The organism is Actinosynnema sp. NPDC037264 (assembly GCF_055603705.1).
The window spans coordinates 1-20,911 of sequence record NZ_JBVJVK010000075.1 but is presented as its reverse complement, the minus strand read 5'-3'; the positions used below and the strand labels follow the sequence as shown (position 1 = coordinate 20,911).

At 72.9% G+C, this 20,911-nt stretch carries 21 protein-coding genes and 1 pseudogene; 14 read left to right on the top strand and 8 right to left on the bottom strand.

Going from position 1 to position 20,911, the window contains the following annotated elements; genetic code table 11:
* Nucleotides 1–1,066: pseudogene (locus ACZ7GX_RS40785) on the bottom strand (hypothetical protein); the annotation flags it as partial.
* Complete coding sequence (locus ACZ7GX_RS40780; protein ID WP_498785318.1) at nt 1,063–1,542, bottom strand: hypothetical protein; 480 nt, start codon at nt 1,540–1,542, stop codon at nt 1,063–1,065. The pseudogene ACZ7GX_RS40785 and the gene ACZ7GX_RS40780, both read right to left, overlap by 4 nt.
* 65 nt (nt 1,543–1,607) lie before the next feature.
* On the opposite strand from ACZ7GX_RS40780, the gene ACZ7GX_RS40775 reads away from it, so the two are divergent.
* The 4 genes from ACZ7GX_RS40775 to ACZ7GX_RS40760 all read left to right on the top strand — a co-directional run bounded on the left by ACZ7GX_RS40775 (nt 1,608) and on the right by ACZ7GX_RS40760 (nt 6,012).
* A complete protein-coding gene (locus ACZ7GX_RS40775) occupies nt 1,608–2,342 on the top strand; it encodes an SIR2 family NAD-dependent protein deacylase (protein WP_498785316.1) in 735 nt (244 codons plus the stop codon).
* A 62-nt stretch (nt 2,343–2,404) separates the two neighbouring features.
* Nucleotides 2,405–2,968: a carbonic anhydrase family protein gene (locus tag ACZ7GX_RS40770; protein ID WP_498785314.1), complete on the top strand. Its 564-nt coding sequence runs from the start codon at nt 2,405–2,407 to the stop codon at nt 2,966–2,968.
* 45 nt (nt 2,969–3,013) lie between these two features.
* Nucleotides 3,014–4,546, top strand: coding sequence for an AMP-binding protein (locus ACZ7GX_RS40765; protein ID WP_498785312.1), 1,533 nt, complete (start codon nt 3,014–3,016; stop codon nt 4,544–4,546).
* Nucleotides 4,547–4,716: 170 nt separating this feature from the next.
* Complete coding sequence (locus ACZ7GX_RS40760) at nt 4,717–6,012, top strand: NlpC/P60 family protein (protein ID WP_498785309.1); 1,296 nt, start codon at nt 4,717–4,719, stop codon at nt 6,010–6,012.
* A gap of 47 nt (nt 6,013–6,059) precedes the next feature.
* On the opposite strand, the gene ACZ7GX_RS40755 is transcribed toward ACZ7GX_RS40760, so the two are convergent.
* From ACZ7GX_RS40755 to ACZ7GX_RS40745, 3 genes are all read right to left on the bottom strand, one after another.
* A complete protein-coding gene (locus ACZ7GX_RS40755) occupies nt 6,060–6,842 on the bottom strand; it encodes an ion transporter (protein ID WP_498785307.1) in 783 nt (260 codons plus the stop codon).
* An 84-nt stretch (nt 6,843–6,926) separates the two neighbouring features.
* Nucleotides 6,927–7,721, bottom strand: coding sequence for a GrpB family protein (locus tag ACZ7GX_RS40750; RefSeq protein ID WP_498785305.1), 795 nt, complete (start codon nt 7,719–7,721; stop codon nt 6,927–6,929).
* A 48-nt stretch (nt 7,722–7,769) separates the two neighbouring features.
* Nucleotides 7,770–8,516 (bottom strand): SAM-dependent methyltransferase, encoded by a 747-nt coding sequence (locus tag ACZ7GX_RS40745; protein WP_498785303.1) that lies wholly within the window; start codon nt 8,514–8,516, stop codon nt 7,770–7,772.
* A 402-nt stretch (nt 8,517–8,918) separates the two neighbouring features.
* Between ACZ7GX_RS40745 and ACZ7GX_RS40740 the strand changes: the two genes are divergently transcribed.
* The 8 genes from ACZ7GX_RS40740 to ACZ7GX_RS40705 all read left to right on the top strand — a co-directional run bounded on the left by ACZ7GX_RS40740 (nt 8,919) and on the right by ACZ7GX_RS40705 (nt 16,194).
* The gene (locus tag ACZ7GX_RS40740; protein ID WP_498785301.1) at nt 8,919–9,638 is read left to right on the top strand and encodes an alpha/beta fold hydrolase; all 720 of its coding nucleotides are present in this window, start codon (nt 8,919–8,921) and stop codon (nt 9,636–9,638) included.
* A complete protein-coding gene (locus tag ACZ7GX_RS40735) occupies nt 9,635–11,062 on the top strand; it encodes a sensor domain-containing diguanylate cyclase (RefSeq protein ID WP_498785299.1) in 1,428 nt (475 codons plus the stop codon). Before ACZ7GX_RS40740 ends, ACZ7GX_RS40735 begins: the two co-directional genes overlap by 4 nt.
* 154 nt (nt 11,063–11,216) lie before the next feature.
* Nucleotides 11,217–11,972 (top strand): MHYT domain-containing protein, encoded by a 756-nt coding sequence (locus tag ACZ7GX_RS40730; RefSeq protein WP_498785297.1) that lies wholly within the window; start codon nt 11,217–11,219, stop codon nt 11,970–11,972.
* Nucleotides 11,973–11,988: 16 nt separating this feature from the next.
* Complete coding sequence (mobA, locus tag ACZ7GX_RS40725) at nt 11,989–12,525, top strand: molybdenum cofactor guanylyltransferase (protein ID WP_498785295.1); 537 nt, start codon at nt 11,989–11,991, stop codon at nt 12,523–12,525.
* A 134-nt stretch (nt 12,526–12,659) separates the two neighbouring features.
* On the top strand, nt 12,660–13,691 hold the full coding sequence (locus ACZ7GX_RS40720) for an AAA family ATPase (RefSeq protein WP_230565679.1): 1,032 nt from the start codon (nt 12,660–12,662) through the stop codon (nt 13,689–13,691).
* A 65-nt stretch (nt 13,692–13,756) separates the two neighbouring features.
* Nucleotides 13,757–14,638, top strand: a complete 882-nt coding sequence (locus ACZ7GX_RS40715; protein WP_498785346.1) for a DUF58 domain-containing protein — start codon at nt 13,757–13,759, stop codon at nt 14,636–14,638.
* On the top strand, nt 14,638–15,603 hold the full coding sequence (locus ACZ7GX_RS40710; RefSeq protein WP_230565680.1) for a VWA domain-containing protein: 966 nt from the start codon (nt 14,638–14,640) through the stop codon (nt 15,601–15,603). The genes ACZ7GX_RS40715 and ACZ7GX_RS40710 overlap by 1 nt, the downstream gene beginning before the upstream one ends.
* Before the next feature lie 9 nt (nt 15,604–15,612).
* On the top strand, nt 15,613–16,194 hold the full coding sequence (locus tag ACZ7GX_RS40705; RefSeq protein WP_498785292.1) for a DUF5655 domain-containing protein: 582 nt from the start codon (nt 15,613–15,615) through the stop codon (nt 16,192–16,194).
* A 35-nt stretch (nt 16,195–16,229) separates the two neighbouring features.
* On the opposite strand, the gene ACZ7GX_RS40700 is transcribed toward ACZ7GX_RS40705, so the two are convergent.
* Genes ACZ7GX_RS40700 through ACZ7GX_RS40690 form a run of 3 tightly spaced genes read right to left on the bottom strand, consistent with a single transcriptional unit; the run spans nt 16,230 to nt 19,153 of the window.
* The gene (locus tag ACZ7GX_RS40700; protein WP_498785290.1) at nt 16,230–17,114 is read right to left on the bottom strand and encodes a TAXI family TRAP transporter solute-binding subunit; all 885 of its coding nucleotides are present in this window, start codon (nt 17,112–17,114) and stop codon (nt 16,230–16,232) included.
* Nucleotides 17,111–18,466, bottom strand: a complete 1,356-nt coding sequence (locus tag ACZ7GX_RS40695) for a sensor histidine kinase (protein WP_498785288.1) — start codon at nt 18,464–18,466, stop codon at nt 17,111–17,113. Before ACZ7GX_RS40695 ends, ACZ7GX_RS40700 begins: the two co-directional genes overlap by 4 nt.
* Nucleotides 18,467–19,153, bottom strand: coding sequence for a response regulator transcription factor (locus tag ACZ7GX_RS40690; RefSeq protein ID WP_498785285.1), 687 nt, complete (start codon nt 19,151–19,153; stop codon nt 18,467–18,469).
* 50 nt (nt 19,154–19,203) lie between these two features.
* Here ACZ7GX_RS40690 and ACZ7GX_RS40685 point away from each other — a divergent pair, with 50 nt between their 5' ends.
* Nucleotides 19,204–19,938: an ANTAR domain-containing response regulator gene (locus tag ACZ7GX_RS40685; protein ID WP_498785283.1), complete on the top strand. Its 735-nt coding sequence runs from the start codon at nt 19,204–19,206 to the stop codon at nt 19,936–19,938.
* Nucleotides 19,939–20,074: 136 nt separating this feature from the next.
* On the top strand, nt 20,075–20,788 hold the full coding sequence (locus ACZ7GX_RS40680) for a hypothetical protein (protein ID WP_498785281.1): 714 nt from the start codon (nt 20,075–20,077) through the stop codon (nt 20,786–20,788).
* The last annotated feature ends 123 nt before the right edge of the window (nt 20,789–20,911 follow it).

Sequence of the window (20,911 nt, the reverse complement as noted above, 5' to 3'; positions counted from 1 at the left end):
GGGGACCGGGGTGCTCCTTTTTTGTGCCCCCTCCCCCCTCATCCCCCCCCCCACCATAACGACCCGACCCCCCCCCCCCCCCCCCCCCTCCCCCCCCCCCCTCCCCCCCCCCCCCCCCCCCCCCCCCGATGCCCTGGGCGGGCCACTTCAGGTCCTCCTGCTCCAGCGCGGCGTTCGCGATGGTGTAGAAGAGGCTCGGGTACCACTCGTCGCCGACCTTGATGGTGGCGATGCCGATCGGCTTGCCGTCGCGGTCGGCCTTCTCCTTGGCGAAGTCGATCGTGTCGGTCTCGGTGCCGGCCTTGTCCAGCTGCGCGCCGAGCGCGTCGACCAGCTTGTCGGTCAACGGGATCTGCTTGACGTCCGAGGTGATCGTGATCTTGCCCTCGACCACCTTGTTGATCGTCAGGCGGTCGTTGACCTTCTCCGCGGCGGCGTCGTCGAACTTGATGCCCTCGCTCTTGATCTGGACGCCGCTGAGCTTGTTCGGGTCCGCGTCCTTCTTCAGGATCTCCAGCCGCTTGGCCTCGCTGATCGTGGCCTCGGTGTAGTCCTTGCTCAGCTTCGCCTCGGCGGGCGCCAGGCCGTTCATGATGCCCAGGACGTCACCGCTGCCCAGCGCGCTGAGCAGGTTGTTCGCCGCGGTGGACGGGCTCTCGGAGCCGGCGGCCACGTCGTCGGAGCTGCGCAGCGCCCACACCGTGGCGACGGTGCCGGCGGCCAGCGCGAGGACGGCCACGACGGCGGTGACGACCAGGCCGGTGCGCTTCTTCTTCGGCGGCTCGCCACCCGAGAAGCCGGACGGCCCCTGGCCGTAGGGCTGGCCGAACTCCTGTTGGTAACCCGGCTGCTGGAAGCCCTGCGGGCCCGTCAGCGGGAAGCCCTGCTGGGGGAAGCCCTGCTGCGGCTGGGGCCCGGTCTGCGGGTAGCCGCCCTGCTGCGGGTAACCACCCTGCTGGGGGTAGCCGCCCTGCTGCGGCCCCTGCTGGTAGCCCCCCTGCTGCGGCTGGCCGTACGGGTTGTTCTGCGGTGGCCATTCGCCTCCGCCGCCACCTGGGTACGTCACGGTGCTCCTCCTGGAGTGCTGATCGCTGTGCGGGATTTCGCGGTGAGCACGGTGATCGCCCCGGCGATCCCCAGCACAGCACCACCGAGGGTGGCCACCGGTCCGGTCAGGCTGATCCCGACCAGTGCCGCCTCGTTGCCCCCTTGGACGGCGGCAAGTGCCGCCACCGTTCCCGCAATCGTGCCAAACACTAGTGCGAGCCATGCCGCGATCCGGTGAAAACGCACCGCCCAAAGCACCACGCAGCACACCGCCAACGGGGTGAGTGCCACCCACACGCCGCGCACGATCTCGCCCGGCACACCGTTCAACCCGGCGAAACCACGCAGAGCGAGCACCTCGTAACTGGTCCGCGTGACCGTGCCGGAGCGCAGCCAGGGCAGGAAGAAGCCCGTCACGGCCGTGACCAAACCGATAACTCCGAGCACCGCGCCCGTCCAGCGTCTGATCGTCGGCTCCCCCGACACTCGTCTCATGGTCGGCTCCCCCGACGTGTTCCGCGCACGACCACATGCTCGCAGGCGTGTGGGACGGTGGTGACATGAGTGCACGGGACGTGATGGCCTTCGCGCGGCGCATCACCGCGCTCACCGGCGCGGGCGTGTCGCTGGAGTCGGGGGTCGTGCGGTTCCGGTTCGACGCGTCGGCGTTCCTGACGTCGGCGCGCGTGCGGCGGGAGGCGTGGGAATCCTGGCTGGACGATCCGATGTGGACGGCCGAGCCGAACGCCGCGCACCGCGCGCTGGCCGGGTTGCAGCGGGCCGGGCGGGTGCGGTCGCTGCTGACGCAGAACGTCGACGGCCTGCACCAGCGGGCAGGGTCCGCGGTGATCGAGCTGCACGGCTCGATGGCACGTGTGGTGTGCGTCTCATGCGGGGCGGTCAGCGCGATGGGCGTCGCGCTGGCGCGGGTTCGCGGCGGCGAGGTCCCGCCGGGCTGCACCGCGTGCGGCGGGGTCCTGCGGCCGGCGGCGGTCGCGTTCGGCGAGCCCGTGCCCGACGACGTGCTGCGCGCGGCGCGGATGGCCGTGCTGGACTGCGACGTGATGCTGGTGGCCGGGACGTCGCTCGTGGTCGAGCCGGCCGCGGGGTTGGTGCCGCTGGCGGCGAAGGCGGGCGCGTCGGTGGTGATCTGCGCGCTGGACCCGACGCCGTACGACGCGCTGGCGGCGGCGGTGGTGCGCGAGCCGGCCGCGTCGGCGCTGCCGGAACTGGCCGCCGTGCCCGTGGTGGCGACCGGCCCGATCCGCACGTGGGGCGACCCCAGCACCTGGTGAAGCACCCGATCGTGGCGGTCAACCACCCGTACGTGAGCGCAGTGCGGTGCAAGGGTGACCGCATGGGGAGTCAACAGTCACCGATCAACCTCCGTGACGCGGTGGTGGTGCCAGGGCTGGTCGACGAGGTGGACGTGCGCTGGCGGGCCGACCAGTTCAGCGCCCGGGAAGAGGGCCACGGTTGGCGGTTCCGGCCGAGGGGCGAGCACCTGGTGTGCTTGGGCGGGCAGGAGTTCCGGCTCGACAACCTCCACTTCCACCGGCCGAGCGAGCACTGGGTGCGCGGCCGGGCGCGCGGCGCGGAGATGCACGCCGTGCACCTGAGGGCGGACGAGGCGCTGCGGGCGTGCGTGGTGGCGGTGTTCGTCGACCTCGGCGAGCCGGGCCCGTCGGAGGGGAAGCCGCCCAGCGGCATCGACCTGCCGGCGCTCTTCCCGGGCGGCGGCTTCCACCGCTACGAGGGCTCGCTGACCACGGGCGAGTTCGACGAGATCGTCAGCTGGGTCGTGATGGACCGGCCGGTCCAGGTGGAGGACCCGGCCCTGCGCGCCTTCGTCCGCACGCACGCCGACCACCCCCGCCCGGTGCAGCCGGTGAACCGGAGGTTCGTGCTGACGACCGGGTGACGTGGAGGTAGCCGGGGCGGTGGCGGGTAAATAAGGTCACCTCGTATGCGCGTACCCCTGACTGTCGCCGATTTCCTCCACCGGGCGGAGCAGGTCTTCGCCGACACCACGGCCTCCGTCGACGAGCCCGTCCAGCCCGCCGCACCCGTGCCGAGGTCGACCTACGGCGAGTTCGCCACCCGCGTCCGCGCCTGGCAGGCCGGGTTCGACGCGCTCGGCCTCGGCGAGGGCGAGCGGGTCGCCGTGGTCAGCCACAACTCGGCCCGGCTGCTCGAACTGCTGCACGCGGTGCCCGCCACCGGCCGCATCGCGGTGCCGGTGAACTTCCGGCTGCGGCCCGACGAGGTGTCCTACATCGTCGAGCACAGCGGCGCGTCCGTGCTGCTCGTCGACCCCGAACTGGAGCTGGACGGCGTCACCGCGCGGCACCGCTTCGTGCTCGGCGAGCAGACCGAGACCGAGCTGATGCGCTTCGACACCGAGCCGCGACCCTGGCGCGAGCCGGACGAGGACGCCACCGCCACGATCAACTACACCTCCGGCACGACCGCCCGGCCCAAGGGCGTCCAGATGACCCACCGCAACATCTGGATCAACGCCGTCACGTTCGCCATGCACGCCCGCGTCTGGGAGCGGGACGTGTACATGCACGTCCTCCCGATGTTCCACTGCAACGGCTGGGGCATGCCCTACGGCCTGGCCGGGCTCGGCGTGCCGCAGGTCGTGCTGCGCAAGGTCGACGGCACGGAGATCCTCAACCGGGTCCGCGACCACGGCGTCACCCTGATGTGCGGGGCGCCCGCCGTGTGGAACGCCGTGCTGGACGCCGCGCAGGACTGGGACGGCGAGGTCCCCGGCCGCGACCGGGTCCGCGTCATCTGCGCCGGCGCGCCGCCGCCCAGCCGCACCATCGCCCGCGTCGGCGAGGAGCTCGGCTGGGAGTTCCTGCAGCTCTACGGCCTGACCGAGACGTCACCGCTGCTGACCTTCAACCGCACCCGACCGGCCGACGACGAGCTGCCGCCGGCGGAACGGGCGCGCAAGCTGTCCCGGGCCGGCGCGCCGGGGCTCGGCGTGCGGCTGAAGGTGTCCGACACCGGCGAGGTGCTGGCCCGCGGGAACGTCGTCATGGCGGGCTACTGGGAGAACCCCGAGGCCAGCGCCCAGGCGTTGGAGGACGGCTGGTTCCACACCGGCGACGGCGGCGAGCTGGACGACGAGGGCCACCTGACGATCTCCGACCGCAAGAAGGACGTGATCATCACCGGCGGCGAGAACGTGTCGTCCATCGAGGTGGAGGACGCCCTGTTCGCCCACCCGGCGGTGGCCGAGGCGGCGGTCATCGGGGTGCCGCACGACAAGTGGGGCGAGACGATCAAGGCGCTGGTCGTGCGGGCCGAGGGCGCCGAGGTGACGGAGGCGGAGCTGATCGCGCACTGCAAGGCCCGGCTCGCCGGCTACAAGGCGCCGACGTCGGTCGAGTTCCGCGACGCCATCCCGCGCACCGCCACCGGCAAGGTGCAGAAGTTCAAGCTGCGCGAGCCGTACTGGGCCGACCTCGACCGCAAGGTCAACTGACCGTGATCGAGTCACCCTGCTGAGGGTGGTTCCCCGCGTCTGCTGTGACCCGTGTGGCTGAAGTTCACGCCGGGTCGATTGGAAGCAGTGAGGCACGAGTGGCAGAGTCGGCCTGCATGGCGCCGTTCGGCGTAATGCCGATCGGCCGAGTGCGCGGGGAGGCGGCAGTCGTGACTCGATGGGCGATCCCGATCGCGATCGCGTTGACCACCGCGCTGGGGCTGGGCGGCACGGCGCACGGCGCGCCGGCGCCGCCCCCCAACCCCAGCGACGCCGAGATCAGCGCCGGCCGGCAGCAGGCCGACGCCAAGGCGGCCCACGTCGGTGAGCTGACCGGTCGGCTCACCGACGCCGAGGCCCGCCTGCGCGACCTCACCGACGAGGTCGCGTTCAAGTTGGAACTGGCCAACAAGGCGCGGGTCGACCTGGACACCGCCCAGGGCGAGGCGGACCGGGCGCGCCGCGACGCCGACGCGGCGCGGGTCGAGGCCGACGCCGCCGCCCGGGCCGTCGAGGACGCCCGCGTGCGGCTGGACGAGTTCGCCGCCGCCAGCTTCGAGCAGGGCAGCCTGGTCGGCTCCGTCTCGGCCTACTTCGGCGCGACCAGCCCGCAGGACCTGCTGTCGCGCGCGCAACTGCTCCAGGCCGTGAGCGAGTCGAGCCTCGACGCGCTGGACGACGTCGAGCGCACCCGCGCCGAGCAGGCGAACAAGGACTCCGCCGCGCGTGCCGCGCTCGACCTGGCGGACCGGAAGCAGGCCGCCGCGGACCAGGCCAAGCGGGACGCCGACGCGGCGCAGGCCACCGCCGTGCAGGCGCAGCAGGGCCAGGCCGCCGCCGCGCGGAGCATCCAGGACGACAAGGCCCGCGTGGAGGGCGAGCTGGACCAGGCGCTGGCCGCGGTCGAAGGGCTGGAGGACCAGCGCGACCGGTACGACCGGTGGTTGGTGGACAAGCGCCGCGAGGACGAGGAAGCCGCACGCCTGGCCGCCCTCGCCGCGTCCGCGCCCCAGGCGCCACGCCCGCCGACGGTGGCGGCGCCGAGCGGCCACGGTGTGGAGACCGTCGTCGCCCGCGCGCTGCAGCAGCTCGGCGTGCGGTACTCGTGGGGCGGCGGCAACTACGACGGCCCGACCGTCGGCATCCGGGACGGCGGCGTCGGCGACGCGCACGGCGACTACTACACCGTCGGCTTCGACTGCTCCGGGCTGATGATGTACGCGTTCGCGGGCGTCGGCGTCTACCTGCCGCACTACAGCGGTTACCAGTACAACGCCGGCCGCAAGGTGCCGCTCGCCCAGGCGCGGCGCGGCGACATGCTGTTCTGGGGACCGGGCGGCGGCACCCACGTCGCGCTCTACCTCGGCGACGGCATGATGGTCGAGGCGCCGTACTCCGGCTCGCACGTCCGCGTCGCCCCGGTCCGGTACGGCGGGATCATGCCGTACGCCACGCGCCTGCTGTAGCCGTCACCGGCGGTTCCCGGTCGACGCCGGTCGGCCGGGAACCCCGGTCAACGCGGGTCGCCGACGGGTTCCAGTCGCAGCGCGCGGACCTCCTCGCGCAGCGCCCTGACCTCCGCCAGCAGCACGTCGTCGGACGCGCCCGGTCGCGGTGAGGCCTCGGACTCCATCGCGCTGCACACGACCGCGATGAACAGGTTCAGCATGGTGAAGGTGCCGACCAGCAGGTAGACCACGAAGAAGATCCAGGCCAGCGGCTGGGTGACCATCAGGTCGCGCATCACGTCCGACCAGCCGTCGCCGGTGGTGAGCTGGAACAGCGTCAGGACGGTCGCGCCGAGGTCGCCGAACCGGGGATCGCCGCCGGCGCGGAACAGGTTGACGGCGACCACGCTGCCGACGTACAGCAGCAGCACCAGCAGCCCGGTCAGCGACAGCAGGCCGGGGACGGACCTCACCAGCGCGGTCACCACGCGGCGCATGCTCGGCACCATCGCGACCAGGCGCAACGCGCGCAGGATGCGCAGGGCCCGGATCACCGACAGCGGACCGGCCGCGGGCAGCAGGGCGACACCGACGACCACGAAGTCGAAGACGTTCCACGGGTCGCGGAAGAACCGGGGGCCGTGCGCGTACAGCCGCGCGGCCAGTTCCAGGACGAAGATCGCCAGGGCGGTGCGGTCCAGCACGGCGAACACGTCGCCGTAGGCGGCGACCAGCGCCGTCGACGTCTCGCAGCCGAGGGTGACCGCGTTGACCACGATCACCGCGATGACCGTCCGCTGGAAGCGTCTGCCGTCCACGACATCGCGGACGCGGTCGCGCAGAGCCATGCCGAACTCCTCCTGCACGCGTGGGGGATGTTGCTCGATCGAGCACCGCCCCATCGGCGAGTCGGCCGTACGGCTTGAGGGAATTCACCTGGTCGAGCGGAAGAAATCCGATTTGGCGCGGGTGTAGTCGTCGTAGTCGTCGTCTCCGGCGTGCGCTTGCGCCGCACGGAGTTTCGCAACCTCGTACGCTTTTCGCACGGCCGGGTCGGCGCGCAGCCGGTCGCGGAAGTCGATCGTCCGCCGGTGCCACGGGTTGCCTAGCTGCCGCACGTGCAGGATCGCGGTCTCCGCCGGGTCGGGTCGGACGTAGAGCCGTTTCCGGTACAGCTCCGCCGGCACTTCCGGGTCGGTGTGCCAGTCGTGGGTCACGCCGGGGGAGTCGGGGCGGGTGCCTCGGGCCGCGCGGAAGCCCACCGCGGCCATCGCGCGGTCGAGCCCGTCGGGGTCGGGCAACGCGGTCACGCCGAGCTGGAGGTCGACGAACCGCTTGGCGCGCAAGCCCGGCACGGCGGTCGAGCCGATGTGCTCGTAGCTCCACGACGGCTCGGCGAGGTGCGCGCGCAGCCGGTCGAGCAGGCGGCGCGCGGTGACGGGCAGCAGCGGGTCGTGCTCCTCCAGCACGGGCGGTGTGCGCGGCGGCGGGTCGATGCCGGCGAACCGCCGCGCGAACGGCGCGATCCGCTCGGACCACACCGCGTCCACCCCGTCGGGACCGTCCACCACGACGTCCGCCCGCGCATCACGGACCGCGCTCACCACCAGCGCGGCGGGCGCGAACGAGTCGGCCACGGTCACCAGCCCGGTCACGTCCAGCGCGCGCAACCGGTCCGCGACGGCCGGCGCGGACACCACTGCGACGAGCAGTCGTCGATCGTCCATGCGCCCATGATGGCGCGGACCCCGGTGAGCCGGGGCCCGCGCTCCGCGTCAGCGGTCCATCAAGGCGAACACGCCCCAGCCCAGGTACTCGCGCTGGTAGCGCGCGTACCGGGCCGGCCCGGTGGCGAGCTCGGCGCGCATCACGGGCGCCAGCTCGTCGTCCGGGTTCTCGTCCAGCCAGCGGCGGGTGTTGAGCCACTGCGCGGCGACGTAGCGGTCCCAGCTGTCCTGGTCGGCCAGCACCATCTCGACCACGTCGCAGCCCAACGCGCCGAACTGCGCCAGCAGTTCGGGCAGCGGGAGGAAGTCGTCCCGGCTGCTCGCGTGGCTGCCTTCCACGGCGGCCTGGTCGGGCGGGTCGAGCCGCCAGAACGGGTGCCCGATCAGCAGCAGGCCGCCGGGGCGCAGGCTGCGCCGCAACAGCTCCACCGTGCCGGGCACGCCGTCGCCGATCCACGTCGCGCCGACGCACGCGGCGATGTCCACCGGCTCGTCCGCGACGTGGCCCGACGCGTCGCCGTGCACGAACTCCAGCCGGTCGGCCACGCCCAGCTCGACCGCCCGGGCTTTCGCCGAGGCCAGGAACGTCGGGCTGAGGTCGACGCCCGTGCCGGTCAGCCCGTGGTCACGGGCCCAGGTGCACAGCATCTCGCCCGAACCGCAGGCGAGGTCGAGCACCCGCGACCCCGGTTCCGGGCGCAGCGCCCGGCCGAGGACGGCCAACTTGGCGTCGTCCAGGGGGTTGTGGATGCGGTGGGTGCTTTCACGGATGGTGAAACCACGGGGTATGTCCACTTCCGGTCTTCCTCACGTCCAGGGGAAAGGTCGGCGTGATCGGCCGCTGGGCGGCCGTGATCCGGACGGGCATGCAATGCACCTCTTCGCACACGTGAGGATGGACGGCGGTGAGGCTAGGCATGATCGCGAGCGGCTGTCCACGGGATTACCGGATCCGTCTCAGTTGGCCTGTCCACTGTGGACTACGGGTGGATATGATCCCCTATTCGGGGTGATCCGGGAATGGGGACCCCCGATATGCGGAGAAATGCTCCTGATCACCCGAATGCGCGGCCCGGATTCGGTAGCGTCAGTGGTCTAGGGAGGAAGTCAAGTCCAGGGGGGACCATGACGGCCGGCCGCTTGATTCTCGACGACGGCGAATTGACCTATCACAGACGTGGCGAAGGACCGCCGGTCGTGCTGCTGCACGCCGGCGGGCTCGGGTGCGCCACGTGGGACCGCCAGTTCGACCTGCTGGCGCGGGACCACACCGTGGTCCGGTACGACGCGAGGGGCCACGGCGAGTCGTCGCCGGTGACCGGCCCCTACTCGCACCACGAGGACCTGAAGGACCTGCTGGACGTGCTGGGCCTCGACCGGCCCACGTTGGTCGGCCTGTCGCTGGGCGCCCGGACCGCGATCGACTTCGCGGTCACCCACCCCGACCGGGTGGCCGACCTGGTGCTGGTCGGGCCGGGCATGAGCGGGATGAAGTTCGAGGACCCGTTCGTCCTCGACCAGCTCGCGCGGATCCGGGCGGCCACGACGGTCGACGAGGTCGCGGAGTGCCTGCTGCGGATGTGGGTCGACGGTCCGCACCGGTCGCCGGACGAGGTCGACCCGGAGGTGCGGGAGCTGTGCCGCGCCCTGACCGTCCGAGCCGTGTCGAGCGGCGTGTTCACGACCGCGCCGGACGAGGTGCACGCCGTGGACCGGCTGGACGAGCTCACCGCGCGGACGCTCGTCGTCGTCGGCGACCTCGACTCGTCGGACATCCGGTCGGTGGCCGATCTCGTGCTCGCCTCCGCGCCGCGCGCGGAGGAGGTCGTCGTCGAGGGCGCCGCCCACCTGGTGAACCTCGACCGGCCGGCCGAGTTCGACCGCGCCCTGCTGCGGTTCCTCAGCGCGTCGCGATGAACGGCGGCTTCCACCAGGCGGTGCTCGACCGGGCCGACGCCGCGGTGCTGGTGGTGGACCCGGGCGACCTGGGCGTCCGGTGGGCGTCCCCGGCCGCCCGGCGGCTGTTCGGCGCCGCGTCCGGCCTGCTGCCCGACCTGGTGGCCGACGGCGACGCGGCGGCGGTCGGCACGTTCCTCCAGGCGGCGGGCCGCGCGGGCGCGTCGCGGCTGACGTGCGCGGTGCCGGTGGAGGGGTCCGTGCACCGCCGGGTCGACCTGATCGCCCGCGACCTGAGCGAGGACCCGGACGTGCGCGGCCTGGTGGTCGTCGCGCTCGACGTCACGGGCTGGGCGGAGACGGCCGACGAGCTGGGCAGCAGGCTCAACACCGACGCGCTGACGGGCCTGGTGAACCGCACCGGGTTCCTGCCGCGGCTGGAGCAGGCCGTGCGCGGCGCGCCGGGGCCGGTGCTGGTGTTCCTCGACCTCGACCAGTTCAAGGACGTCAACGACCGCCACGGGCACGCGGCCGGCGACCACGTGCTGCGGCTGGTCGCGTCCCGGCTGGCCGCGGTGGTGGCCGGTCGCGGCACGGCGGCCAGGCTCGGCGGCGACGAGTTCGTCGTGCTGCTCGACGAGCTGGACGAGCAGCAGGCGATCGCCGCGGCGCAGGAGATCCTGGCCGTCATCGCCACGCCGGTGACGTTGGACGAGGGCGTGATCCGGGTGTCGGTGTCGGCGGGCATCACGTTCGTGCGGCCGGGTCACGGCGCGGAGGACCTGCTGCACCAGGCGGACCTGGCGATGTACCGGGCGAAGACGACCGGCCCGGTCGGCGTCGCCGTCTACGACCAGGACCTGGAGGACTGGGCGCTGGCGCGCAAGCACCAGGTCGACCGGCTCGCCGAACGGCTGGAGGAGCTGCACGCGGAGAACCGGGCGCTGGCCGAGGCGGCGACCATCGACCAGCGCACGGGCCTGCCGAACCCGGCGACGTTCGACGTGGACCACGCCCGCCGCAACCGCGCCGGCGAGCCGTACAGCCTGCTGCTGGTCGACATCGACCGCTTCCACAGCTACAACACGCTCTACCGCTACCTGGCCGGGCACGAGACGCTGCGCAAGGTCGCCGAGGCGATCGACCGGACCACCCGCGCGGGTGATCGCGCGTACCGGTACGGGGGCGAGGAGTTCACCGTGCTGCTGCCGGGCACGCGGCTGGAGGGCGCGCTGGCGTCCGGCGAGCGGATCAGGCAGGCGGTGCAGCGGCTGGGGCTGGAGCACCGGGGCAACACCGGCGGCGTGGTGACGGTGTCGATCGGCGCGGTGGAGGTCGTGCCGGGCGCGTCCGTGACCGACGCGGTGGAGGAGGCCAGCGTGGCCGTGCTGCAGGCCAAGGACGCGGGCCGCAACCGGGTGGTGGGCCGTCGTGCCGGTGGCTGAGGCCCGCTCGACCACCGGCTCACCCGCGCGGCGCTGTACGTGGGCCGTTCAGCCCAGCTCGTGACTACGCTGAGTAGAGAAATGGGCTACTTGGATTGCGAATGAATGAATTCACCTGGGCCGTTCTGGTGAACGTGATCACGGTGAGTTAGTAATGGGCGTGGACCACGACTCGATGCAGCACTTCTCCGACGGCCTCTCCACCCTCGTCCTCGCCTACGTCGTCTCCGTGATCGGCTCGCTCATCGGCCTCGCCTGCATGGCGCGCGCCCAAGCGGAGCCGGGCCGTGCCGCCAAGGCGCGCTGGACCGTGTTCGGGGCGTTCGCCATCGGGGGTGTCGCCATCTGGCTCATGCACTTCATCGCCATGCTCGGCTTCGACGTGCCCGGCGCCGCGATCAAGTACTCGGTGCCGCTGACCGCGTTGTCCGCCGTGGTGGCGATCGGGGTGGTCGGCGCCGGGCTGTCGCTGGTCACGCTGGTCCGGTTCACCCGGATGCGGCTGCTCGTCGCGGGCGCCCTGGCCGGGCTCGGCGTGGCGGGCATGCACTACCTGGGCATGTCCGCCATCCGGTTCCGCGGCGAGATCTCCTACGACCGGCCGCTGGTCGCGCTGTCGTTCCTGATCGCGGTGGTGGCGGCGACCGCCGCGTTCTGGTTCACCCTGGTCGTGCGGACGGCGTCGGCGCGCGTCGCGGCCGGGCTGACCATGGGCGTGGCGGTCACCGGCATGCACTACACCGGCATGGCCGCGGTGAACGTCGACGTCGACCCCGGGATGGCCGCCCCACAGGGCACGTCCGCGTTCGACCTGGTGTTCCCCGTGTTCGTGACGAGCGCCCTCGTGGTGGCGGCGCTGCTGTGGATGCTCTTCACCTCCGACGAGGACGCGCTGGGCGAGCCCGTCTAGCGGCTACCGTTGGCCCGTGGCGTCCTGGACGGCGGTGGTTCTCGCGGGTGGTCGGGGCAGCAGGCTGGGCGGCGTGGACAAGGCGTCGGTCGTGGTCGACGGGCGCACGTTGCTCGCCCACGTGCTGGACGCGGTCGCGCTCGCCCGGCGGAGGGTCGTCGTCGGCCCGCGCAAGGACGACGTGCCCGGCGTGACGTGGGCGCGGGAGGACCCGCCCGGTGGCGGACCGGTGGCGGGGCTGGCCGCCGGGCTCGCGCACGTCGCCACGGACCTGGTGGTGGTGCTCGCGGTGGACCAGCCGGGCATCACCCGGTCCACTGTGGACCGGCTGCTCGCGGCCGTCGGCGACACCGGTGCGGTCCTCGTGGACGAGGAGGGGCGGTCGCAGTGGCTAGCCGGGGCGTGGCGCACCGGGTCGTTGCGCCGAGCCGTGCCCGCCGACCCGCGCGACGTCTCGATGCGCTCGGTCCTCGGGCCGCTGGACCCGGTGCCCGTTGCCGCCGAGCCGGGTGAGGCGCGCGACGTCGACACCCCTGGTGATCTCGAACCCTGACGGGTGACCAAGATCGGGTGAAATGGGCGTGAGCTGCATCGCTGCCCGTTTCCCGGGCCGGACCCCTTCACAAGAGCCACACCGTCGGCAGGGGAGACTGGGGCACAGTCGTACAACCCTGTCGAGGAGGACCTTTGTCCGAGCCCGCCGCCGAGGCGTCCCACACGCCGGCTCGTGACGCCCAGTTGCTCGAACGCACCGTGTTCGAGGTCAAGCGGGTGATCGTCGGTCAGGACCGGCTGGTCGAGCGGATGCTCGTCGGCCTGCTGGCCAAGGGCCACCTGCTGCTGGAAGGCGTGCCCGGCGTGGCCAAGACGCTGGCCGTCGAGACGTTCGCGAACGTCGTCGGCGGCTCGTTCTCCCGCGTCCAGTTCACCCCCGACCTGGTGCCCGCCGACATCCTCGGCACCCGCATCTACCGCCAGGGCAGCGAGAGCTTCGACGTCGAGCTCGGCCCCGTGGTCGCCAACTTCGTCCTCGCCGACGAGATCAACCGCGCGCCCGCCAAGGTGCAGTCGGCGATGCTCGAGGTGATGGCCGAGCGGCACGTGTCCATCGGCGGCAAGACGTTCCCGATGCCCACCCCGTTCCTGGTCCTGGCCACCCAGAACCCGATCGAGAACGAGGGCGTCTACCCCCTGCCCGAGGCGCAGCGCGACCGGTTCCTGTTCAAGATCCAGGTCGAGTACCCGACGGCCGAGGAGGAGCGGGAGATCGTCTACCGGATGGGCGTCGAGCCGCCGGTGCCCAGCCAGGTGCTCGGCCCGGACGAGCTGGTCCGCCTGCAGGGCGTGGCCTCCCGGGTCTTCGTGCACCACGCGCTGGTCGACTACGTGGTGCGGCTGGTCATCGCGACCCGCGCGCCCAAGGAGCACCAGCTCACCGACGTGGCCGGGTGGGTCGCCTACGGCGCCTCGCCGCGCGCCAGCCTCGGCATCATCGCCGCCGCCCGCGCCCTGGCGCTGGTGCGCGGGCGCGACTACGTGCTGCCGCAGGACGTCGTGGACGTGGTGCCGGACGTGCTGCGGCACCGCCTGGTGCTGTCCTACGACGCGCTGGCCGACGGCGTCCCGCTGGACCACATCATCACCCGCGTGCTCCAGACCGTGCCGCTGCCGCAGGTCTCCGCACGTCCGCAGACGCCGCAGCCCGCGGGCAGGCCGTGACCGAGCCGAACCCGCAGGGCGCCGACCGGCCCGGCTGGGCGCCGCCGGTGCTGCACGGCGGTCGGATGGAAGCGGCGCTGCGCACGCTCGAACTGGAGGTCCGCCGCCGGCTCGACGGGCTGCTCCAGGGCAACCACCTCGGCCTCGTGCCGGGACCGGGCTCCGAGCCCGGCGAGGCGCGGCCCTACCAGCCCGGTGACGACGTGCGGCGGATGGACTGGGCGGTCACCGCCCGCACCACCGTGCCGCACATCCGCGAGACCGTCGCCGACCGCGAGCTGGAGACGTGGCTCGCGGTCGACCTGTCGCCGAGCCTCGACTTCGGCACGGCGGCGTGCGAGAAGCGCGACCTGGTGGTCGCCGCGACGGCCGCGGTGGCGCACCTGACCCGTGGCGGCGGCAACCGGATCGGCGCCCTGGTCGCCACCGGCGAGAACCTCGTCCGGGTGCCCGCGCGCGGCGGGCTGGCGCACTCGCGCGGCCTGATCCGCAAGGTCGCCGAGACGCCCCGCGCGCCCGAGGGCACCCGCGGCTCGCTGGCCGACGTGGTGGAGCAGCTGCGCCGCCCGCCGCGGCGGCGCGGCCTGGTCGTGGTGATCTCGGACTTCCTCGGCGGCACGGAGTGGCAGCGCCCGCTGCGCGCGTTGTCCGCCCGGCACGACCTGGTGGCCATCGAGGTGATCGACCCCCGTGACATCGACCTGCCCGAGGTGGGCCGGGTCGTGCTGGCCGACCCGGAGTCGGGCAGGCAGCGCGAGGTCGTCGCGTCGCCGCTGCTGCGCCGGGAGTTCGCCGCGGCGGCGGCCGAGCACCGCGCCGAGGTGGCCGCGGGCCTGCGTCGCGCCGGAGCGGGTCACCTGGTGCTGCGCACCGACTCGGACTGGATCGCCGACACCGTGCGGTTCGTCGTCGCGCGCAAGCGCCGCTGGTCGGGAGGGGTGGCCTGATGAGCCTGTCGGGTTTCACCGCGCCGTGGTGGTTCGTGCTGCTGGTGGGCGTGGTGGCGCTCGCCGCGTTCTACGTGGTGCTGCAACGCGTGCTGCGCAAGCGGATGCTGCGGTTCGCCAACCTGTCGATGCTGGAGAAGGTCGCCCCCAAGCGCCAGGGCTGGTACAAGCACGTGCCGGTGGCGTTGCTGATGGTCGCGTTCATCGCGCTGACCGTGGCGCTGGCCGGGCCCACCGCCGAGCAGAAGGTGCCGCGCAACCGCGCGACCGTGATGCTGGTGATCGACACGTCGCTGTCGATGAAGGCCACCGACGTGCAGCCGTCCCGGTTGGAGGCCGCGCAGGTGGCCGCCAAGTCGTTCGCCGACGGGCTCACGCCGGGCATCAACCTGGGGCTGATCTCGTTCGCCGGTTCGGCCACCGTGCTGGTCGCGCCGACCACCGACCGCGCGGCGGTCACGCAGAGCATCGACGGGCTGAAGCTGGCCCAGTCGACCGCGACCGGTGACGCGATCGTGGCGGCGCTGGCGGCGATCGACTCGTTCGGCAAGGTCGTCGGCGGCGCGGACGGGCCACCGCCCGCCCGGGTCGTGCTGATGACGGACGGCAAGGAGACGGTCGGCACGCGTGACGCGTTCGACGCGGCCGAGGACGCGAAGACGGCGGGCGTCCCGATCTCCACGATCTCGTTCGGCACCGAGGAGGGCGTGGTCGAGATCGAGGGCCGGCGGCAGGAGGTGCCGGTGGACGACGACTCGATGAAGGAGATCGCGAAGCTGTCCGGCGGCGAGTTCTTCAAGGCCGCGAGCGCCGAGGAGCTGCGCCGGGTGTACGACACGCTGGGCGAGCAGATCGGTTACGAGAAGAAGCAGGCCGACGCGTCGCGGCCGTGGGTGGCGCTGGGCACCGTGCTGGGGATGATCGCCGTGGCGGGTGCGCTGCTCTTCGGGCAACGTCTGCCGTGAGCGGGCAGTATGTCGCCCGTGGTGGTGGCGGAGAACTGGCGGGAGATGGTCGACTGGTCCGTGGCGCTGCTGCGCCGCGGCACCGGCGAGGGCGTGCCGGAGTGGAACCGGCGGGTCTTGTCGTCCGGTCTCGACAACGAGTGTGACCTGCGGGTTTGGCTGCGCGAGCAGGGCGTGACGGGGTATCCGCAGATGCTGCTGGTGATGGAGCGGTTCGGCTACCCGGAGCTGTTGAGCGCGTCGTCGGACGAGCTGGTGGACGCCCAGTACGCCGACCGGCCCGAGCTGCGGCCGATCCTCGACCGGCTGCTGGCCGAGGCGGCGTTGCTGGGTCCGATGCGGGTGCAGGCGCGCAAGACGTACGTGGCGCTGGTGTCGCCGCGCCGGACGTTCGCGATCGTGCAGGCGACCACCCGGACGCGGGTCGACCTCGGCCTGCGCCTCGCGGGCCACGAGCCGACCGGCCGCCTGGAGCCCGCGGGCCCGGTCGGCAACGACACCATCACCCTGCGGCTCGGCATCTGCAGCGCCGACGACATCGACGACGACACCCTGACCCACCTGCGCCACGCCTACACCGCCAACTCCTGACCCAGCGCGGGTCCCACGTTCGCGCGCGGGCGCGGTCAGCCGTGGAGGCTGCGGTAGGTGGTGGCGGCGCCGGGGTGCAGGGGGAGGCCGGCGGTGCCGATCAGGCTGCGGACGTCCAGGAACTGGGTGCCCAGCGTCTGGCGCGGCACCAGGGCGGCGGCGCGGGAGACCAGGGTGCGGGTGACGGCGGCGGCCACGTCGTCCGGCAACGACGCCCGGCACACCAGCAGGTTCGCCACCCCGATCGTCGGCACCTCGCGGGTCGCGCCGTACACGCCGACCGGCACCGGCACCTGCTCGTACACCGAACCGTGCGCCGCGCGCAGCTCGGGCACCAGCTCGGCCAACGGCAGCAGGCGGATGCCGGGCAGGCCGTCCAACGTCGGCGTCGGCACGCCGCCCGACCACAGCAGCGCGTCGATCCGCCGGTCCGCCAACGCCTGCGCCGCGTCACCCAGCCTGTGGTGCTCCACCCGCACGGAGTCGCGCAGGCCGAGCGCGACGAGCATCCGCTCACCGGACAGCGACGCGCCGGAGCCCTCCGCGCCCAGGGAGATCGTCCGCCCGGCCAGGTCGGCGGGCGCCCGCGCGGGATCGTCCACGCGCACGACCAGCTGCAGGTAGTTCTCGTAGACCCGGCCCAACGCGCGCAGCTCCAGCCCCGGGTCGGCCACGAGCGCGGAGTCGGCCAGGGCCAGCGCGACCTGCGCCTCGCCCGACGCCAGCAGCACGAGGTTCGCCAGGCTGCCCTCGGTCTCCAACGCCCGGCCCCGCAGGTCCGGCAACTGCTCCGCGAGCAGCGTCGCGAAGTCGAAGTACATCCCGCCGCGCTCACCGGCGGCGATGGCCAGCTCACCCGACGGCGCCCCGCCCGTGCACCCGGCGGCCAGCAGCCCGAGCAGGAACACCCGCCGGTTCACAGCGCCGGCTCCAACGGGAGCGCGACCCGGGCGGTGAACCCGTCCGCCGACGACAGCCGCAGCACGCCCTGCCGCGCCTTGACCAGCTGGTCCGCGATCGCCAGGCCGAGCCCCGTGCCCGGCCGCCCGGACCGCCCGCGCCAGAACCTCGAGGTGGCCAACGCCAGCTCCTCCTCGCTCAACCCGGGTCCGTCGTCGTGCACCTCGACCCAGCCGACGCCCGCCGCGCGGTCCGCGCCGAGCGACACCCGCACCGCGCCGCCGTACTTGACCGCGTTGTCCAGCAGCACGTCCAGCACCTGCGCCAGGTCCGACTCCGGGCACCGCACCAGCACCGGCAACGCGGGCGTCCGCGGCAGCGGCACCTGCCAGAACCCGGCCCGGTCCACGGCCACCGCGCCCACGTCGGCCAGCTCCGGCTCACGCCCGCCGGCCGCGACCTCGGTCGCCGCGCTCTCCGCCGACGCCAACGCCAGCAGGCCGTCCAGCAGCGACTCCAGCCGTTCGATCTCGGCCACGCCCGCCGTGTACGCGCGCACGCCCTCCGGCTTGACCTGGCCGCTCAACGTGTCCATGCGCAGCCGCAACGCCGCCATCGGGTTGCGCAACTGGTGCGAGGCGTCCGCGATCAGCCGTCGCTGCTGGTCGGCGGCCTCGGTCACGGCGTCGGACATCCGGTTGAACGACTCCGACAGCTCCCGCACCTCCGGCGGTCCGCTGCTGCTCGCCACGTGCGCCCGCCGCTCGCCCGCGGCCACCGCCCGGACGCCGGTCGCCAGCTCGGCCAGCGGCTTGAGCAGCCACCGCGTGACGGCCAGCACCAGCAGGACCGAGACGACGGCCGCTGCCAGCGCCCCACCGAGGACCAGCAGCCACCGCGTGGTCACGTCCGCCGCCGCGCGGTCCACCGACGCCCGCAGCACCACCGCCCCGGCCACCCTGGTGCCCGTGCCGACGGGCCGGGCGAACACCACGTGCCCCGACGACCAGGGCTTCAGCGTCGGCACGGACGACGCGGGCTGGTTGCGCAGCGCGGCGTCCAGCACCCGGGCCAACGCGGGGTCGTCCGACGTCAGGCCGGCCTGGGCGACCGGCTGCCTGCGTGCGTCGACGACCACCACCGGATCGCCGTACAGCTCGACGTACGCGGCGACCTCGTCCTCCAACGCGGCCTTGTCGCGGGTGGTCTCCGCCTGCTGGGCGAGCGCGGCGAACCGGTCCAGGTCACCGGTGCGCGTCAGCACGAACCGCTGCGTGCGCTCGGCGGCCGTGGACGACAGCAGCGGCACGGCGAACGCGGCCACCGCGGCGGCGGAGAACAACAGCAGCACCAGCAGCAGTCGGCGGCGCATTCACGTCCCCGTCTGCTCTTCGGCCCCGCCGACGGCCAGCCGGTAGCCGAAGCCGCGGATGGTGGTCAGCAGGCCGGGACGACCCAGCTTGGCCCGCAGCCCGGCCAGGTGCACGTCCAACGCCCGCGACACGGCCAGGTACGCGTCACCCCACACCTCGTCCATGAGCTGCTGGCGGCTGACCGCCGTGCCCGCGCGGCTGGCCAACGCGGCCAGCACGTCGAACTCCTTGGTGGTCAACGACACCTCCGCGTCGCCCACGACCACCCGCCTGCCCTCCAGGTCGATCTCCACGTCACCGACCCGCACCGTGCGGTCCTTCGGCCCGGTGAGCGCCGCGCTGCGCCGCGCGACCGCGTCCATCCGGGCCAGCAGCTCACCGAGGCGGACCGGTTTCACCAGGTAGTCGTCAGCGCCGAGCCGGAGACCGCGCACTATCGACCGCTCGTCGCCCCGCGCGGTGAGCACCAGCACGGGCACCGGCGACACCTTGCGGATCTTGCGCAGCACCTCCAGCCCGTCGGTGTCGGGCAGCCCGAGGTCGAGCAGCAGCAGGTCGAAGTCGCGGTGGACCAGGAGCGCGTCCGCGCCGCGCGCCACCCGGCTCGGCCGGTGGTCGTTGGCCTCCAGCGCCTCCACCAAGGCGTCCGCGACCCCGTCGTCGTCCTCGACGAGCAGCACGCGCACCCGTCCACCCCCTTTGGTTGGGGCGATTATGGCCGTTGAGGTGTAAACAAGTGGCTGTGAGCATTGACGAGCACGTGCCCGCGGTCCTGCTGGACGAGGCCAGCGAGGCGTTGGAAGAGCTTGCGGGCGTGCTGGCCGACGGCCAGACCCTGCAGGAAGCCCTCCAGCAGCTGGCCGAATCCGCCTCGCGGGTCATCCCGGACGCGGAGAACGCCAGCGTGACGGTGATCGACGCCGACGGCGCGTCCACGCTGGCGGCGACCGACGACAAGGTCCTCGCCATCGACGCCGACCAGTACGCGGCCGGTGACGGACCGTGCCTGGAGGCGTCCAGGACCCAGCGGCCGGTGCGGGCCACCGTGGCGGACGGCCGGGCCAAGTGGCCCGAGTTCGCCGTCGCCGCCGAGGGCGCGGGCGTGCGGGCCTACCTGTCCGCGCCGATCATGGTCGAGAACGACGTGCTCGGCTCGCTGAACCTCTACAGCTCCGAGGAGCGGGCGTTCGACCCGTTCGACGAGGCGTTGTTGCGGTTGTTCGTCACCGCCGCGTCCACCACGATCACCGGGTTCCGCCGCTACGAGCGGTCCCGCCGGCTGGTCGAGCACCTCCAGCGCGCGCTGGAGTCGCGTGCCGAGATCGACCAGGCCAAGGGCGTGCTGATGGCCGCGCACGGGGTGGACGCCGAGGAGGCGTTCGGCCGGCTGGTGGCCGAGTCGCAGCAGCACAACACCAAGCTGCGCGAGGTCGCCCGCAACCTGCTCGCGTCGGTGCGAAGACGGCCGTGATTGTCACCTCCCTGACAAAAGTCGAATTTCGAATTCTGCTTTCCGCAACAGCCGTGAATTGATCGGTTCGAGTGCTTCCGAGTGCGGTTAGAGTGGTCGGGAAAGTCGATTTCCCCATTCTGGTCCGAGGAGGAGCATGCGCAAGAACCGTGTCGCCGCGGCGGGATTCGCCGCCTTGGTCTCCGCCGCGCTCACCGCGTGCGCCGACGACCCGTCGTCGACGATGAGGACGTTCGACACGCCGCAGGCGCTGGCCGAGGCGAACCGGGTGGCCGCCGAGGGCAGGGGTTCGGTCACCGTCGACCTGGACCTCGCGACCAACGGCAAGGGCAGTTGCGGGTTGCGCACCGACGACTTCGCCGCGTCGTGCCGGATCTCCATCGCGGACGCCGAGGAGGTCGCGTACGTGATGGTGCCGGACGGCATCTTCGTGCGGATCCCGCAGGGCCAGGCGCCGCGGCCGGACAAGCCGTGGCTCAAGATCGACCCGGACGACCCGACCAACGCGCTGGCCCGCGCGATGGCGGACGTCGCCGTGCACATCCGCGACACCGCCGACATCCGCAAGGCGCTGCCCGAGGGAGCGCGGATCGTGGAGACGGCCGAGGAGTCGGTGTCCGGCAGGCAGACCGTCCGCTACACCGCGCACGTGACGGTGGACGGGCGGGCGTCGGTGCTGAAGCTGTGGGTGGACGACCAGGACCTGCCGGTGAAGACGGAGGTGCGCACGCCGGTCGAGGGCGGTGAGCCGGTGCAGGTGGTCGCGCACTACCGCGACTGGGGCAAGCCGATCGACATCACCCCGCCCGCGCCGGACCAGCTCGGCGAGTTGCCCGCGCTGCCCGGCTGACCCCGGGCGACCGGCCCCCTCCGGCGGTGGCGGATTCCAGGGGTCGTCGCAACACAACTGATCAACTGGCTTAGGTCAGGAGCTTAGCCAAACGCTCGGCTGGGGTGTCCCAGCCGAGCGTTT

Bases quoted from the DNA above. Each gene is read 5' to 3' on its own strand.
- ACZ7GX_RS40780 (WP_498785318.1), bottom strand. From the start codon at position 1,542: ATGAGACGAGTGTCGGGGGAGCCGACGATCAGACGCTGGACGGGCGCG.
- ACZ7GX_RS40775 (WP_498785316.1), top strand. From the start codon at position 1,608: ATGAGTGCACGGGACGTGATGGCCTTCGCGCGGCGCATCACCGCGCTC.
- ACZ7GX_RS40770 (WP_498785314.1), top strand. From the start codon at position 2,405: ATGGGGAGTCAACAGTCACCGATCAACCTCCGTGACGCGGTGGTGGTG.
- ACZ7GX_RS40765 (WP_498785312.1), top strand. From the start codon at position 3,014: ATGCGCGTACCCCTGACTGTCGCCGATTTCCTCCACCGGGCGGAGCAG.
- ACZ7GX_RS40755 (WP_498785307.1), bottom strand. From the start codon at position 6,842: ATGGCTCTGCGCGACCGCGTCCGCGATGTCGTGGACGGCAGACGCTTC.
- ACZ7GX_RS40750 (WP_498785305.1), bottom strand. From the start codon at position 7,721: ATGGACGATCGACGACTGCTCGTCGCAGTGGTGTCCGCGCCGGCCGTC.
- ACZ7GX_RS40735 (WP_498785299.1), top strand. From the start codon at position 9,635: ATGAACGGCGGCTTCCACCAGGCGGTGCTCGACCGGGCCGACGCCGCG.
- ACZ7GX_RS40730 (WP_498785297.1), top strand. From the start codon at position 11,217: ATGGGCGTGGACCACGACTCGATGCAGCACTTCTCCGACGGCCTCTCC.
- ACZ7GX_RS40715 (WP_498785346.1), top strand. From the start codon at position 13,757: ATGGAAGCGGCGCTGCGCACGCTCGAACTGGAGGTCCGCCGCCGGCTC.
- ACZ7GX_RS40710 (WP_230565680.1), top strand. From the start codon at position 14,638: ATGAGCCTGTCGGGTTTCACCGCGCCGTGGTGGTTCGTGCTGCTGGTG.
- ACZ7GX_RS40705 (WP_498785292.1), top strand. From the start codon at position 15,613: ATGTCGCCCGTGGTGGTGGCGGAGAACTGGCGGGAGATGGTCGACTGG.
- ACZ7GX_RS40695 (WP_498785288.1), bottom strand. From the start codon at position 18,466: ATGCGCCGCCGACTGCTGCTGGTGCTGCTGTTGTTCTCCGCCGCCGCG.
- ACZ7GX_RS40680 (WP_498785281.1), top strand. From the start codon at position 20,075: ATGCGCAAGAACCGTGTCGCCGCGGCGGGATTCGCCGCCTTGGTCTCC.